General features: G+C 62.7%; 16 protein-coding genes. 7 read left to right on the top strand and 9 right to left on the bottom strand.

The window, feature by feature from the left end:
* The first annotated feature begins 1,095 nt into the window (after positions 1 to 1,095).
* From AABA86_RS21720 to AABA86_RS21700, 6 genes are all read left to right on the top strand, one after another.
* A complete protein-coding gene (locus AABA86_RS21720) occupies positions 1,096 to 1,629 on the top strand; it encodes a toxin-activating lysine-acyltransferase (RefSeq protein WP_338308379.1) in 534 nt (177 codons plus the stop codon).
* A gap of 43 nt (positions 1,630 to 1,672) precedes the next feature.
* Positions 1,673 to 1,936 (top strand): hypothetical protein, encoded by a 264-nt coding sequence (locus tag AABA86_RS21715; protein ID WP_212252349.1) that lies wholly within the window; start codon positions 1,673 to 1,675, stop codon positions 1,934 to 1,936.
* A gap of 24 nt (positions 1,937 to 1,960) precedes the next feature.
* Positions 1,961 to 3,838: a hypothetical protein gene (locus AABA86_RS34650; RefSeq protein WP_445083478.1), complete on the top strand. Its 1,878-nt coding sequence runs from the start codon at positions 1,961 to 1,963 to the stop codon at positions 3,836 to 3,838.
* The gene (locus AABA86_RS21710; protein ID WP_445083479.1) at positions 3,784 to 4,350 is read left to right on the top strand and encodes a transposase; all 567 of its coding nucleotides are present in this window, start codon (positions 3,784 to 3,786) and stop codon (positions 4,348 to 4,350) included. Before AABA86_RS34650 ends, AABA86_RS21710 begins: the two co-directional genes overlap by 55 nt.
* The gene (locus AABA86_RS21705; RefSeq protein WP_338308378.1) at positions 4,351 to 4,791 is read left to right on the top strand and encodes a hypothetical protein; all 441 of its coding nucleotides are present in this window, start codon (positions 4,351 to 4,353) and stop codon (positions 4,789 to 4,791) included. It begins immediately after the preceding gene.
* Positions 4,792 to 4,899: 108 nt separating this feature from the next.
* Positions 4,900 to 5,487: a hypothetical protein gene (locus tag AABA86_RS21700; RefSeq protein ID WP_212251014.1), complete on the top strand. Its 588-nt coding sequence runs from the start codon at positions 4,900 to 4,902 to the stop codon at positions 5,485 to 5,487.
* Positions 5,488 to 5,780: 293 nt separating this feature from the next.
* Here the strand turns inward: AABA86_RS21700 and AABA86_RS21695 are convergent, their stop codons facing one another.
* From AABA86_RS21695 to AABA86_RS21660, 8 genes are all read right to left on the bottom strand, one after another.
* Positions 5,781 to 5,981: a hypothetical protein gene (locus AABA86_RS21695; RefSeq protein ID WP_212251015.1), complete on the bottom strand. Its 201-nt coding sequence runs from the start codon at positions 5,979 to 5,981 to the stop codon at positions 5,781 to 5,783.
* 294 nt (positions 5,982 to 6,275) lie between these two features.
* Positions 6,276 to 8,417, bottom strand: a complete 2,142-nt coding sequence (gene flhA / locus AABA86_RS21690; RefSeq protein WP_338308377.1) for a flagellar biosynthesis protein FlhA — start codon at positions 8,415 to 8,417, stop codon at positions 6,276 to 6,278.
* Between the two features lie 366 nt (positions 8,418 to 8,783).
* The gene (locus AABA86_RS21685) at positions 8,784 to 9,086 is read right to left on the bottom strand and encodes a copper-binding protein (RefSeq protein WP_338308376.1); all 303 of its coding nucleotides are present in this window, start codon (positions 9,084 to 9,086) and stop codon (positions 8,784 to 8,786) included.
* A gap of 16 nt (positions 9,087 to 9,102) precedes the next feature.
* Positions 9,103 to 9,579 carry a cupredoxin domain-containing protein gene (locus AABA86_RS21680; protein ID WP_445083401.1) on the bottom strand — a complete coding sequence of 159 codons (477 nt, stop codon included), beginning with the start codon at positions 9,577 to 9,579 and terminating at the stop codon, positions 9,103 to 9,105.
* 8 nt (positions 9,580 to 9,587) lie between these two features.
* Positions 9,588 to 10,919 carry a multicopper oxidase family protein gene (locus AABA86_RS21675; protein WP_212251019.1) on the bottom strand — a complete coding sequence of 444 codons (1,332 nt, stop codon included), beginning with the start codon at positions 10,917 to 10,919 and terminating at the stop codon, positions 9,588 to 9,590.
* Between the two features lie 13 nt (positions 10,920 to 10,932).
* Positions 10,933 to 12,357 carry a TolC family protein gene (locus AABA86_RS21670; protein WP_338308375.1) on the bottom strand — a complete coding sequence of 475 codons (1,425 nt, stop codon included), beginning with the start codon at positions 12,355 to 12,357 and terminating at the stop codon, positions 10,933 to 10,935.
* Positions 12,358 to 12,366: 9 nt separating this feature from the next.
* Positions 12,367 to 12,651 (bottom strand): hypothetical protein, encoded by a 285-nt coding sequence (locus AABA86_RS21665; protein WP_338308374.1) that lies wholly within the window; start codon positions 12,649 to 12,651, stop codon positions 12,367 to 12,369.
* 74 nt (positions 12,652 to 12,725) lie between these two features.
* The gene (locus tag AABA86_RS21660) at positions 12,726 to 13,145 is read right to left on the bottom strand and encodes a hypothetical protein (RefSeq protein WP_338308373.1); all 420 of its coding nucleotides are present in this window, start codon (positions 13,143 to 13,145) and stop codon (positions 12,726 to 12,728) included.
* Positions 13,146 to 13,319: 174 nt separating this feature from the next.
* Here AABA86_RS21660 and AABA86_RS21655 point away from each other — a divergent pair, with 174 nt between their 5' ends.
* Positions 13,320 to 14,585 (top strand): MFS transporter, encoded by a 1,266-nt coding sequence (locus AABA86_RS21655; protein WP_338308372.1) that lies wholly within the window; start codon positions 13,320 to 13,322, stop codon positions 14,583 to 14,585.
* Here AABA86_RS21655 and AABA86_RS21650 read toward each other — a convergent pair.
* Positions 14,582 to 14,989, bottom strand: coding sequence for a DUF4864 domain-containing protein (locus AABA86_RS21650; protein WP_338308371.1), 408 nt, complete (start codon positions 14,987 to 14,989; stop codon positions 14,582 to 14,584). The two genes, AABA86_RS21655 and AABA86_RS21650, sit on opposite strands and share 4 nt — an antisense overlap.
* Positions 14,990 to 15,040 lie beyond the last annotated feature (51 nt).

Genomic DNA, 15,040 nt, shown 5'->3' with positions numbered 1-15,040 from the left:
CGGCGCGAACAGCTTTCGCAGGGCGGAGAGCCGTGAGCGAAAGTATCGCGCACACGACCGGTGTGATCCGCGTACGGCAAAATCGTGTGGTCCTGGCGCCCGGGGTCTGTGCGCCAAGTCTTGTGGTGATGGGTGTCGTCCAACCGGACGCATCCGTCAGCCATCCGCAAGGCGACGGGGGCAATAGTGCAACGCTCCCCGGGGAGATCACGACATAAGCCGTAAGCCCACTGCGCAGGGAAGGCCGGGATGTCCTGGCTACACCTGTATGCCGCTGTGCAGCTTCTTGTTACGCAGGATTCGCACAGTGGACCGCGGGTGCCAGCCGGCGCCCGGTCTTCCCTGCGCCCTCTTCATTCAAGAGGGTGAAGAGATCAAGCAAAGCTCGGGCGAGATCAGCCGCGAGGATGCGAAGGTGTGTCTCGGAGGCGTAGGATGGGTAGAGCACTTGCGAAACCCATCATGTTTCAACACAGGGGAAGTGTTGATGGGTTTCGCTGCGCTCTACCCATCCTACGAGCTGCGTCCAAATTCCGCTCTCATGCCCCGGACGCAGCGCAGCGCTTCTTCAGCGATGCGCTGCAGAGCCGGGGCCCACGTGGCAGCAAATGCTGTGGCCTCCTGGGTCCCGGCTCTGCGCAGCAGCGTAAGAACGCTGCAGCGCGTCCGGGACACGAGAGTGGTGGGCGCTGCTGCTTCACACTCCGTCGCAGCGTTCGCACAACAGAGCAGGCGGTATCGTGACGCGGCAAGCTGCAACATCCTTCATGACGCCGGCGTGGCGAAATCCACACGCCTCGCGTGCCGACAATTCCGTCATCAAATTATTGCTTGATGTGTCCGGGTTGTTTCGTCTAGCGTCACCCGCAGGGGTTGGGAATGGCAGTCGATCCATAGATCGGGAGCACTCTCGCGGCGAGTTTCGCCGGCGATGTTCCCATTCATTCCGCAACGACAGGACTGATCAGCCCGTAGGATGGGTTGAGCCCTTGCGAAACCCATCATCCTCTGCCGCTGAAACGATGGGTATCGCTTCGCTCCACCCATCCTACGGCCGCTCTAAACTTCGGCCTTTCTCGCAAGGAGAACAGGCCGATGCCGGGCACCGGGAAGAAGAAGCGTGGAGAGAAGCGGATGACGAAGACCGGAGCCGCGAAGCGGATCGAAGAGCCAACGCCAGCGGCAGCAGGGCAGGCGAGCGCCGGCCTCGGCGAAGCGTCCGGCAGCGCTCCGCACGCGAACGGCGCCCAGGCCGCAAACGAATCCGGGGCTTCCGCCGCCGGCGCGCAAGCGGCGCCGCCGCCCAAGACCGTGTCGCAGGTGCTCGGCGAAATCACCTGGCTGATGACGCAGTCGCCGCGCCACAAGGCGATCCCGCTCGGCGATCTCGAATGGCTGGTGATGCCGGCGATCCTGCTGCAGCAGTTCCGGATTTTCTACAGGGGCGAGCAGCCGGTCGGTGTCGCATTCTGGGCGGTGGCGGACGAGATCGTCGCGAAGCGGATTGACGCAGGGAATGTGCGGTTGACGCCGGCGGAGTGGAAGAGCGGGGCGAGCAGGAAGATTATCGATGTGGTCGCACCGTTTGGGGGCGAGGCGGAGATGAAAGATCAAGTTTTGAAAACTTAGCCTTTCAAATCGGATCTTCAAATCACGACTCTGGAGAGCTGGAATGGTGCGCGCTGTTTTCATGACAAAAGATCAGATTGAGAGTCTTGTCGAAAAAGCTCGGCAGGACCACGAGCTGTGGGCGGTGCTCAAGGATCGTGAGCTAAATCAGTTTAATGCTGATGGAACGGCGAAGCTGCCTTCGATGGCGATGGCGGTGAGCGATTTCGTGGTGGGCATATATGGGGCGGAGCATGGCTATGAGATCGGATCATTGATCATCACGCTTCGTTTCCACACACGGCAAGAGCTTGGTTTGCCGGTCTAACGACGGATAATCATGGGGCTGTGAATGTCCGATCTGATATATAATAGCGGTTTGGTCCGTCCGAACTCCGGCGGTCAATTGCTGGTCGATTCTGCGACTTTGATCTCGTTGGCGATGGCAGACCAGTTAAATTTGCTTCTTCAGGCCGGACGAGAAGTGGTAATTACGTCTACAATTCAAAGCGAAGCCGCATCAAATATCAGCTATCCGATCGACAGTAAGATTGCGACTTGGATTTCAACTAATCAAGGTCACGGTGTAACTGTCGATTTTGGTTCTAGCTATCCGCCTGCCGTCCCGGGAAGTCATAATGGCGAGCTTTCCATCGGTATCTATACCGCGAGTCACAGCAACTACGATTTGCGGGTGGTTTCGGGAGATGCTGCTTGGATCAATGATGGGTCTGGTACCGGCGGCGTACCGGGACGCAATCTCGCGGGTACGAGCGGCATAAATCTTACGACCTCTGAATTTGTGAATGATCTGCTCATAGGTGGAGGAATAACCCCACTCGATCATGCGAAGGCAGTTTTTTCCATCGACAAGACGCTGGACATTGTTGGTGATCAGAGTGCGATATTCTTTCGACCGTTCGACGAGCCACTGGCAATTCAAGACCAGAATGGTCGAACTGGGAGCCTAATCTATCTTGGAGTTGGAGTTATACGTCTGGATTCTAACGGCTTCCCAATCGAGGTCGTGCCGTGGAATGGATATCTGAACATTCCGCAATATCAGTTGCTTCCAGGTCAGCGGGCTGAAGATACCGGCTTTTCGGGGCCTTCTTCCTTGGCCTACGCGAGCGACGCTGAATTGACTTATAGTCCAATCCAAATCGTCGACGGCAAACTCGTAGTCGTGGGGCTAGATCTCAACCATTCGTCAGACATTCTTAAAACACGTCTTGAGTATGACCCCAATACAGGGGCTCTCTCGGAAACCGTGACAAAGGACGATGGTAGTACAGTCCAAACTGCCTTCAATGTGCCTGGCGATGCTTCCTATGAAATCAGAACTATTTATGCGGATATTGGCGGAATAGCCCAACTGCAAGAGGAGGTTTATGCTTCCGGCGAGCAGATGCTCAAGTACTGGGACACCCACAACACCCATCCCTACTCCGAACTCGACGTCACCAAAGACGCCAGCGGCAAAATCACCAGCGCGACACCGAAGCTCGACCCAACCATCCTCGCCGCCGGCGGCTCCATCGGGCAGATCTTCGGCTCTGCCATCGGCCGCTCGATTGCCGGCAGCAATCCGTTCGCGCAGCTCGCGGCCGGCACGGTCGGGGGCTACATCGGTCAGCAACTCGGGACGCAGGTTGCGACGGCGCTGCAAGGGGATTTTTCGAATATCAACTTTGCCGCGATGTTCGATAATTTTGGCGTCAACATTGCCGGCGCGGCGGCGGGTTCTGTCGCCTCGTTCCTCACGGCCGAACTCGGCACGGCGCTCGGGCTGAGCGGATTCGGCGCGCAGTTGTTTAACGCGAGCGTCGGTGCCTATGCCGGCAGTGTGCTTAACCAGGTCGTTCGGACTTCGCTCTCGGAGGGCGTGGGTGCGATCAGTTGGACCTCCGCCTTCGACAACGCTATTCCGTCGGTGAGTAGTGCGATCGGCTCGCTCCTCGCGACCCAGATCGTTCACGCCGAGAACCTCGGCGGTGCCATCGGAATTACGGTGACAGTGCACAAAATTGACGCCGTCCGCTTTCGCGAGCATGATGCGGTATGGCCCGTCTTGCTCGCGTCGTCATCCCCGGTCATCCCCACCATGTCACCCAGCGCGGCAATGGCCGGGCGCGGACGTTCTTCGAGGACAGCGACTATGCGCTCTATCGCGACCTGCTCGCGGCGAATTGCAAGGCCGCCGGCGTCGAGGTGTGGGCTTGGTGCCTGATGCCCAACCACGTGCACCTCATCCTGGTGCCATCCGATCCCGACGGGCTGCGCCATGCGCTCGCGCGCGTGCATCGCAGCTATGCCGGGACCATCCAGGCGCGGCGCAAGCGCACCGGACATTTCTGGCAAGGCCGTTTCGGTGCCGTCGTCATGGACGAGCAGCATCTCGCGGCGGCGCTGCGCTACGTGTCGCTCAACCCTGTGCGGGCGCGTCTAGTGCAGCGGGCGCAGGATTGGCGCTGGTCGAGCACGCGCGCGCATTTGCGCGGCAAGGACGACGGCGTGACGGAGCTGAAGCCCATCCGCGATCGCTTTCCTGAATTTGCCGATCTGCTGGCGGCCGAACCGGAAGCCGATCTGTTCGGCGCGCTGCGTTCAGCCGAGAGCATCGGCCGGCCGCTCGGAGACGACCGCTTCCTTACCCGCATCGAGCGCCGGACCGGACGCGTCCTGAAGCCAGCCAAGCGCGGGCCAAAACCGTCCGCGGAGGATGACGAGGATGATGGCTAGATGGCTAATTTTGTGCACTGTCACCGTAATAAAGTCATGAACAGTCGAGTCATGAACAGTCTTGCGATCGTTCGTTTTCTCTGCGCGTTCATCGCCGTCTTAGTTGCTCTGGTCGCTTGGACTGCACCTGCTGAAGCGCAGCAGCTATCTCTTAGGGTGGTAGAAGCCAGTCTCACAAGGACGATCGATAATCATCAAGCGCTGAAACTCCGTTTCGATGAACAGTCGAAAGCGGACTTGGCGGAATTTAGCGCGCGATATATCGGTCGGCGGGTGGAGTTCAGCGTTCCAGGGCGTTCTTTGATGATCGCCCGCATGGTGACCTCGCTGTCAAGCGGAGAGGTCCAAGTGTTCGTGGATCGGAAAGATGTCGCGGATGAGCTGGCCGCTAGCCTTGCAACGGGAAAAGCGAATCTTGGCGTGCAGCTTCTTGACGAATGAGACCGATGAAGAAGCAGATGGGTCAATGGAGCCGCACCAGGTGAGGGATAGATGTAGCAAGGGCTCAAGCGCACTCATCCAACGGCGCGTACAATTCTGATGTCGTTGATGGCCGTTGCCATAGTTGATGCGCCCGCAGCGCGATGCGATGAGACAAAAGATCCATCGATGATGACGGTGTTATCTGTCAGCCCTCCGACAACGGCCAACGAGATGCTTCGAAATTTCAAGATTGCATTCGATAATGAACTGTTCTTGAGAGACGATTTCTATCGCGATGAAAATCTCAGGAATTTCTTTGCCGCTGATCGCGTCGCTTGGAGCGAGGTGACCCGCGCTCGTACCTCGGGATATGTACGGTCACGTTTGCCGATATCCTTGTTCCTGATCCGCGGAACGATCGATGCGCACTGGAACGTAGTGCCCGGCGCAAAGCGGCGTGCTGACGGCACGATAGACGCGAATGTGTCGGCGGATTTCGTTGTTCAACTCTTCGGGAACCCCATGAAGGTGTATGATCCGTCTGCCAACGACAGCTGGCGGCATCCCACGCCTCTGACAGAGAAGACCCATCCACTTGGCAATTTGGCCGTCGAATACAAGTTCGATCGGGCTCGATCGACTGCCTCTTTGAACTGTCGCTTCAATGGCAATGGAACCGTGAACGCGTGCAGTTTTGGCAACGCGGAGAGATAGTGGCCTCTAGCTTAGTTCAGCCCGCCCCACACCCCGTCCCTGCGACGACGGCAATCCAGACTGCCTCAGAGGAAGTTCTGGATTGCTTCGCTTCGCTCGCAATGACGATGTGGAGACAGCTTCGGCGTACAAGTCGTTGCGCTCGCAACGCGGAGGCCAGACATGAGAAAGCGCCCGTGGGGGGCGGGCGCTTTCTGTAGTCGACTTGGGGTTGGGGTCGTCTACATATCCACGTGGCGACTTTGGGGGGCTGGTAAAGAGCCGCGTGAATTCAAAAAACTCGTCAGATCTCCTTAACGAACGAGGGACACGTTCGAGCTGGTGATAGCGACCGGCTTGCCGGCCTTGATGACGCGGGCCGTCTGGGTCAGACCTTCATCCGAACCCGAGCGTGCCGTGATGCCGAAGCCCGCCACCGCGATCCCTGCGACGAGGGCCACGACCACGATCTTCAAATGGGTCGAGCGATCTGCGCTGTAGATCGAGTGGTTCATGGAAGCCTCCTGCCGCCACCTACCCGAAGTAGTCGCCGGCCGTTTCAGGCAGGTTCATGCTTCCGGTGCCCAACAACCTAGTATTGGGGGGATTCGTTCCCAAGAGGCCATCACAAGAGCGTGACAGGACGTGAAAGATCGCGATCAAAAGCGACCCTTGATCGTGCATTTTTGCAATTATTTCAAAGCTGTAATGTGCCTGTCAGGCGCCTTGTCGAGGTTTGGTCCACAAGGCGCCAGGAACTCAGAAACCATTTGCCTGTGGCCGAAAAACACACGGCTTCTTAAGGCAAATCAGATGCTTCCGACAGTTTTCAACCTCGCCCTGGGGTGGATCTCGGCCTGCGACAGCACCGTCGTCTGGGCCCGGAACCGCTCAACCAGGGACCGGACGAAGGGACGAATTGCCGCAGAGGTGACCAGCACCGGCGCCTCGCCTTCGCGGGCGGCGCGCTCGAACGCCTCGCGCACGCCGGTCATGAACTCCGACAATTTCGAGGGCTGCATCGCAAGGCTGCGCTCTTCGCCCTGGCCGATGATGGATTCGGCAAAGGCCTGCTCCCACCGCGCCGACAGCGCGATCAGCGGCAGATAGCCGGCATAGGAGGTGTTTTGCGCGCAGATCTGCCGCGCCAGGCGGGCCCGGACATGCTCGACCATGGTGGCGGGATTGCGCGAGAAGGCGAGCGAGTCGGCGATGCCTTCGAGGATGGTGGAGAGATCGCGGATCGAGATGCGCTCGGCGAGCAGCAGCTGCAGCACGCGCTGGATGCCGGAGACCGTGACCTGTCCCGGCACGATGTCCTTGACCAGCTCGCCCTGCTCCTTCGGCAGCTCCTTGAGCAGCTTCTGCACCTCGCCATAGGACAAGAGGTCCGACATGTTGGCCTTGAGCAGCTCGGTGAGATGGGTCGAGAGCACGGTCGCGGCGTCGACGACGGTGTAGCCCTTGAGCGAGGCCTCCTCCTTGAGACTGGCATCGACCCAGGTCGCGGGCAGGCCGAAGGTCGGCTCGGTGGTGTGGATGCCGGGCACCTGCACCTGGCTGCCGCCGGGGTCCATCACCATGAACTGGTTCGGCCAGATCTTGCCGGTGCCGGCGTCGACCTCCTTGATCTTGATGATGTAGGTGTTGGCCTCGAGCTGGACGTTGTCGAGGATGCGCACCGCCGGCATCACAAAACCCATCTCGATCGCGAGCGAACGGCGCAGCGCCTTGATCTGCTCGGTCAGGCGGTCGGTGCCGTCGGGGCCGTTGACGAGCGGCAGCAGCGCATAGCCGAGCTCGATCTTGAGGTCGTCGATCTTGAGCGCCGCCGAGATCGGCTCTTCGGCCGCAGCCGTGCCCGCCGCACCCGGCGTTCCCGGAGCGGGTGCGGCCATGGCGGCTTCCTCGGCCCTGGCCGTCACCCGGTTGCGGTTGCGGGCGTGCCAGGCGAGCGCACCGGCACCGGTGCCGAGCGCCAGGAAGGGGAGGGTCGGAATGCCCGGCAGCGCCGCCAGCACCAGCATGACCGCCGAGGACATCGCCAGCGCCTGCGGATAGCCGGAGAACTGCTTCATCAGCGCCTTGTCGGCGGCGCCGGAGACGCCGGCCTTGGAGACGAGCAGGCCGGCCGCGGTCGAGACGATCAGCGCCGGCACCTGGGTGACGAGGCCGTCACCGACGGTCAGCAGCGTGTAGCTGCGGCCGGCGTCGGCAAAGGACATGCCCTGCTGCGCCACGCCGATGATCATGCCGCCGACGACGTTGATGAAGACGATCAGGAGGCCGGCGATGGCATCGCCGCGGACGAATTTGGAGGCACCGTCCATGGCGCCGAAGAAGCCGCTCTCGTCCTCCAGCTCCTTGCGGCGGTGCTTGGCGACCTTTTCGTCGATCAGGCCGGCGCCGAGGTCGGCGTCGATCGCCATCTGCTTGCCGGGCATGGCGTCGAGGTGGAAGCGGGCGGCGACCTCGGCGATGCGGCCCGAACCCTTGGTGATGACGACGAAATTGACGATGATCAGGATGGCGAAGACGATGATGCCGATGACGAAATTGCCGCCCATCACGAAGTTGCCGAAGGCCTCGATGACGTGACCGGCGGCCGCCGTGCCCTCGTGCCCGTGCGACAGGATCAGCCGGGTCGAGGCCATGTTGAGCGACAGGCGCAGCATGGTCGAGATCAGCAGGATGGTCGGGAACGCCGAGAATTCCAGCGGTGTCTGGATGAACAGCGAGGTCATCAGGATCAGGATCGACAGCGTGATCGAGATCGCCAGGAACAGGTCCAGCACGATCGCGGGCAGCGGCAGGATCAGCACCACCAGGATGGTGAGGATGCCGAGCGCCAGCGCGATGTCGCCGCGCTTGAGGACGTTGACGATCTCGTTGAGGGAGGGAATCGAGGGCCTTGCGCTGCCTACGCCCTGTCCCGCGGTGACGTCGACCATGGTAGCTGCCTCCCCGCGCGACTGCCGTCCGCGCGCCCCAAATGTCTGCGCGGCGGCCGAAGGGCCGCCGTTCCGAAAGTGAGGCACCGCACTGGCGTCCACGGGAGCTCCCGTTCTACGCGGCTGACGACACTCGACTTCACCCGGCAATTCTTGCCGGGTGTATGGTTAGCAAAGGGTTAACGCGGGGGTGGGAAGAGGGGCGGACCGGGGTGTTTCGGGGCTGAAGGTCGTCATTCCGGGCCGGCTCGCAGAGCCGAACCCGGAATCCATCGTGCGGCGGAGTTGGTGGATGAATGGATTCTCCGATGCGCAATTGCGCATCAGAGTTCGCACTGCGCGCGCCCCGGCATGACCGGGCAACCCCTACTTCGCCTTGTCGATCTTGGTCACCGTATACCCCGAGGTCGCCTCCTCGGCCTCGAAGGTCACCTTGTCGCCGACCTTCACCTGCTTGAGCATCGCGGGGTCCTTGACGCGGTAGACCATGGTCATGGGGTCCTCCATGCCGAGGCTCTTGGCCGGTCCGTGCTTGAGCGTGATCTTGCCGGCGCCTTCGTCGATCTTTTTGACCTCACCGTTGATCGCGGCGGCCCCCGCCGCGAGGGCGGCAGTGGCAAGGCCGACAGTCAGCGTCAGCGTTGCGGCAATGCGGATGATGCGGTTCATGGGAGTCTCCTTGTCGCTACTTCACGGTGACGTGGCCGACCATGCCGTAGTCGCGATGGTCGGGAATGAGGCACGAGAATTCGAACGTGCCGGCCTTGCTGAACTTCCAGAGGATCTCGGCCGTCTTGTTCGGCGCGAGCCTGACACCGTTGGGATCGTCGTGCTCCATGTGCGGATGCTTTTTCATCTCCACCGCATGGGCGAGATTTTCCTTGGGTGTGGCGAGCAGGAATTCATGGTCCTCCTTGCCGACATTGCGCAGCACGAAGCGGACCTGTTCGCCGCGCTTGACGTCGATCTTGGCCGGCGCGTAGTCCATCTCGTTGAGCAGGATCTCGATCGTGCGCGCGGGCTTGTTGGGATCGCCGGGCTCGCCGGCCGAAAAACTCGCGTGCCCGTGCTTGTCGTGCGCAAGGACCGGCGCGGTCGACAGCGCCGCCAGCGCGAGGCCGAGCTTGATCGTCTTCATCGTCATCTCCAGTTGGTGGTTCATCGAAACGCTCACATCTTCATCTTGTGCGTCGGCTTGCCCGGCTGCCGCACTGGCGCCGCATCAGGCGCCTCGACCTCGTAGGCGACGGTGCCCTTCGGGAATTGATAGGGGCCGGGATCGCGATAATCGTCGCGCGCGAGGTCCTCGCGGATCTTCATCACCGTGAACATGCCGCCCATCTCGATCGGCCCGAACTGGCCGGTGCCCGTCATCATCGGCAGCGTGTTGTCGGGCGCGGGCATCTCCATGTTGCCCATCGCCATGCCGGTCGAGCCCATCGCCATGCTGTCAGGCGCGAGCTTGCCGACCGCCTTGGCGAGGTCCTTGCGCGACACGCCGATCAAATTGCGCACCGCGTGCCCCATCGCGTTCATGGTGTGATGCGACTTGTGGCAGTGGAACGCCCAGTCGCCGGGATTGTCGGCGAGCACGTCGAACACGCGCACCGCGCCGACCGGCACGTCGGTCGTCGTCTCCGGATATTGCGCGCTCTCCGGAATCCAGCCGCCGTCGGTGCAGGTCACCGCAAAGCTGTGGCCGTGCAGATGGATCGGGTGGTTGGTCATGCTGAGATTGCCGATGCGCACGCGCACCTTGTCGCCGAGCCGCACGGCTAAGGGATCGATGCCGGGAAACACCCGCGCATTCCAGGTCCACATGTTGAAGTCGGTCATCTCGTTGACCTGCGGCAGATAGGTGCCGGGATCGACGCGATAGGTGCTCATCACGAAGACGAAGTCGCGGTCGACGGGGCGGAAGTTCGGATCGCGCGGATGCACGACGACCATGCCCATCATGCCCATCGCCATCTGCACCATCTCGTCCGAATGCGGGTGGTACATGAAGGTCCCGCTCTTCCTCATCTCGAACTCGTAGACGAAGGTCTTGCCGGGCTGGATGTGCGGCTGGGTCAGCCCGCCGACGCCGTCCATGCCGCTGGGGATGATCATGCCGTGCCAGTGCACGGTGGTGTATTCGGGCAGGCGGTTGGTGACGAAGACGCGGACCTTGTCGCCCTCGACCGCCTCGATGGTCGGGCCCGGCGACTGGCCGTTATAGCCCCACAAATTCACCTTCATACCCTCGGCGAATTCGCGCACCACGGGCTCGGCGACGAGATGGAATTCCTTCCAGTCGCCGTTCATGCGGAACGGCAGCGACCAGCCGTTCAGGGTGACCACGGGGCGATAGTCGGGTCCGCTGACAGGGTGCAGCGGCGGCTGCATCACCACCTTGTCCATGTGCGCAGCTTCCGGAATCGATGCCGCCTGCACGCGGCCCTGGACCGCGGATGCGCCGACGAGCGCGGCGGTGCCCAAAAATCCTCTGCGGGAAAACATGCCGGCCTCCATCTCAGTGGCCGCCGTCGGCAGGCGCTGCCGCGGCGATGGTGGTTGAGTTGTCGCCGCCCGCAGCAGGCACGCCGCCGCCATTGACGGCGGTCTGCAGGTCGGATTGGGCGAGGAAGAATCGTTGCCGGGCATCGATCGCGCCGCGCAGCGAGGCGAGGCGCTGTCGTGCTTCGGTGAGCAGCGCAAAGATGTCGACCTGCATGCTGGAGAAGCGCAGCTGCATCTCCTCGGTGATGATCTTGCGCAAGGGGATGATCTCGCGCTGGTAGTGGCTGGCGATGTCGTAGCTGGAGCGATAGACACGATAAGCATCGCGCGCCTCGGAGCGCACGTTGACGGCGCGCTCGGTCAGGCGGTTGAAGGCGAGATTGTAGGTCTCGGCCGCCTGCCGCACGCGGACTTCGCCGCCGTCGAAGATCGGGATCTGGAACTGGACGTCGAAGCCGCGTTCGCGGAACGGCGCGCCTTCGGGATCCCTGGTGCGGCGGGAGATGCCGGCGAGATCGAGCAGGGTGACGAAGCGCGTCGCCTCGGTGAGGTTCAGCGACTTCGCCAGCGCCGTCAGCTCCAGCCGGGCGATCTGCAGGTCGATGCGATGAGCCACCGCATCGGTCTCGATCGAGGGCAGTGCCTGCGGCCGGCGCGGCAGCGGCGGCAATTGATTGGGCAGGCGGAAGTCGAGGCCGCCGTCCCACAATCCCATCAGCCGCGCGAGCTTTTCGCGCGCACTCGCCGCGGCCTGGCGCGCGGTGGCGAGGTCGGCGGTGGTCTCGGCGTAAAACACCTGCTCGCGGGCCTGGTCGAGCTTGTTGAGCGAGCCGGTCTCGCCGAGCTTGACCGCGAGCTGTGCGGTCGATTCCGCCGTCGCCTTCGCATCCGTCAGCAGCGCCACCATCTCGTTGCCGGCGACGGCGCGCACGTAGGTGCCGCGGACGTCGGCGGCGAGCCGCAGCGTCGCCAGTGCCGCGCGCAACTGGGCCTGGCGAAAACGCTCGCGGGCGATGTCGGAGCGAAACGGCAGGGTGGCGAGCGCGAGGATGTCGCCGACGACCTGGCGCTCGATCTCGCTGGCGCCATTGCCCGAGATCCGCGAGATCGAGAACACGGGATTGGGCGGCAGGCTCTGCTCGACCAGATCGGTCTCGGCCAGCGCCAGCTCGTTATAGGCGGCTTGCAATCCCCTGTTGTTGAGCAGGGCGACCTGAACGGCGGCGTCCACGCCGAGCGTCCGCGACAATAATTGGCGAACGCGCGCATCGACCGCGCCCGCTCCCTCGGGCGTGCGAACGAAGGCGACATCCTTGTTGATGGTCTGGCTCGTCAGCTCCGAGACATCAGTCATGCCGCTGTCGGGCGAGAACGCGGCGCAGCCTGAGACGCTGAGCGCGGTGAGGACGAGCAGGCCTCGCGCAAGATGGCGTGTCATGGCGCGCTCCTACCGGTCTTGCTTCGGCTGCGGCGCGACGGTGTCGTTGCGGTCGCGCCATGGCGCCGGCGTCGCAGGCCGCAGGCTGGAGTAGGGCGCGATGGTCGACCGATAGCCGACATGCGCGACCTTCGCCGAGGGATCAGCGGGATCGGCGCCGGCGACTTGCGTCGTTGCCGGCATGCAGCCAGCCAGCGCCAGCGCAAGTGCGGCGAGCAACGGCCAATGGAATCGAAAGTGTCGTCCTCGCGCCGCGGATGCGGCGGTGGACATCGCCCCGGAAAGCGTCAGCATGATTCATCCCTGATCTGAATGACCACAGGTCCGCGCGCGCAGACGCGCGCTCGGCCCGAAATCGTCGTGTCAGATCAGGCGATGGGAGGGCGGTAGTGCAGGGGCGGCGCCGCGCTGTGCAGGCTGGCCACGATCTCGGGCGCACAGGCGGAGACGGGCTGAACCGGCTTGGCGAAGCTGGGCAGATCGGCCGGCAGCGCGCTGATGCACATCATCGCGCAGCACGGTCCGGCTGTGCCCTTGCCGCCATGATGATGCGAAGCGGGCGCGTCCTGTGCGGCGACCTGGTGATGCGCGTGGGACCCCGCATGATCGTGCGCGGTGCCGTCGTGGATGTGACCGCCCGGCATCCGCTGATGCGCCGACACGAGATCGGCCAGCAGGGTCTCATCAAGACACGGCGCCGGGCCGCTGCCCCAGGCGAGGCTTGCCGCCGGCGCGATCACGCAGAACAGATAGGCGAGGGCAATGAAGCGCCCCACCTTGATCCGCATCGATCGTGTCAATCGCAGCAACATTCCGCCGACATGCTCTTCGCGCGGCAATTTGCTCACGCGGATTGCAAACTAATGGCAAATCGCGCGTTCGCCAAGCTGCTTCTTACCGCAGTGCACCGCGCATGCCCAATATCGCGCCACGATGCTTGACCCTGTGACGATCCGCGGGCCATGTTCCGGCCCGTGCACGCACCAAATCATTCAGAACAAACGCCTGTAACATTCAGCCCTGATTCCCGTCGGGCCTGGATACGGCTTGTGCTTGCGCTGCTGATCGGTTCGATCGGCGGCGTCGGCATGTGGGCGATCGTGGTGATGCTTCCGGCGGTGCAGACCGAATTCTCCGCCACGCGCGGCGCGGTGTCGCTGGCCTTCACCCTCATGATGTTCGGCTTCGGGCTCGGCGGCGTGATCGCCGGCAAGATCACCGACCGGTTCGGCATCGTGCCGGCAATGGCGATCAGCATCGCCTTCCTCGGCGTTGCCAATGTGCTCGCGGGGCTGTCGACCGAACTCTGGCAGTTCGTGGCGGCCTATTTCCTGATCGGTCTCGGAACGTCCGCGACGTTCGCGCCGCTGATGGCGGAGGCTTCGCACTGGTTCGAGCGCTATCGCGGCCTCGCCGTGACCATCGTCGCGAGCGGCAATTATTTCGCCGGAACGATGTGGCCCCCGATTGTGAACTGGGGCATGCAGGAGGTCGGCTGGCGCCACACCCATATCGGCATCGGCATCGTCTGTGTGAGCCTGATGACGATCCTCGTGCTGGTCCTTCGCGCGCAGATAGGTCACGACAAGGTCCACGACCACGCCAATGCGCCGCCGCCGCGCGTCGATCTCAAGCTGTCGACCAACACGCTGACGGTGCTGCTCTCGATCGCCAGCATTTCCTGCTGTGTCGCAATGGCGATGCCGCAGGTGCATATCGTCGCCTATTGCGGCGATCTCGGCTACGGCGTGGCGCGCGGCGCCGAGATGCTGTCGCTGATGATGGCCTGCGGCATCGTCAGCCGGATCGGCTCGGGCTTCCTCGCCGACAAGATCGGCGGCATCCGCACGCTGCTGGTGGGATCGCTGGCGCAGGGCTTCGCGCTGGTGTTCTATCTGTTCTTCGACAGCCTCGCCTCGCTCTATCTCATCTCCGCGATGTTCGGCCTGTTCCAGGGCGGTATCGTGCCGAGCTACGCCATCATCGTGCGCGAGGCGATGCCGGCGAGCGAAGCCGCAACGCGCGTTGGCATCGTGATCTTCGCCTCGGTGTTCGGCATGTCCTTCGGCGGCTGGGTGTCGGGCATCATCTTCGATGCGACCGGTTCCTACGCCGCGGCGTTCGCGAACGGTGTGGCGTGGAACGCGTTCAATATCGGCATCGTCCTGACGCTGTTGATCCGCTCGCGGATGAAGTCGGTCAGGACCGGACCGGGCTTTGCAACCTAAGCCGCCTGTCCCGCCTTCAGCAGCGAGCAGCCGGTGATCTTGTAGCTGCCGTCCGCCTGCTGCTCCAGCGTGTAGAGGGCTTCCCACGCTTCGCCATTGGCGTCGATGATGTGGACGCGCTGTGCGATCCAGCCGCCTTCGCTCTTGCTCTCGCCGAACTCGAAGCTCCTGTGGCGGTAGACCGGCGCGTAGCCGTTCTGCACCATGGACATGAACATGTCGGGCGCGGGGAAGATCTCCTTGATCGCCGGCGCGGCATGGGAATAGGCCGCGCTGGCATCGTTGCGAGCGAAGGCCTGCTCCTGGGCACGGATCACGCCCTGTGCCGTCGCGACATCGTCGGCGCGTGCTGAGATGGGGTTGAAGGCAATAATGAGAGCGACCAGCAAGGCGGCAATGCGCATGACAGGCTCCGCGTTGAAATCCCGGCAATGCTGATCCTAGCATGACCTCAA

The sequence above is a fragment of the Bradyrhizobium sp. TM233 genome (genome assembly GCF_036247965.1).
GTDB classification, from domain to species: domain Bacteria; phylum Pseudomonadota; class Alphaproteobacteria; order Rhizobiales; family Xanthobacteraceae; genus Bradyrhizobium; species Bradyrhizobium ottawaense.
The sequence above is the reverse complement of the archived record's forward strand: the minus strand, read 5'-3'. Positions and strand labels throughout refer to the sequence as shown.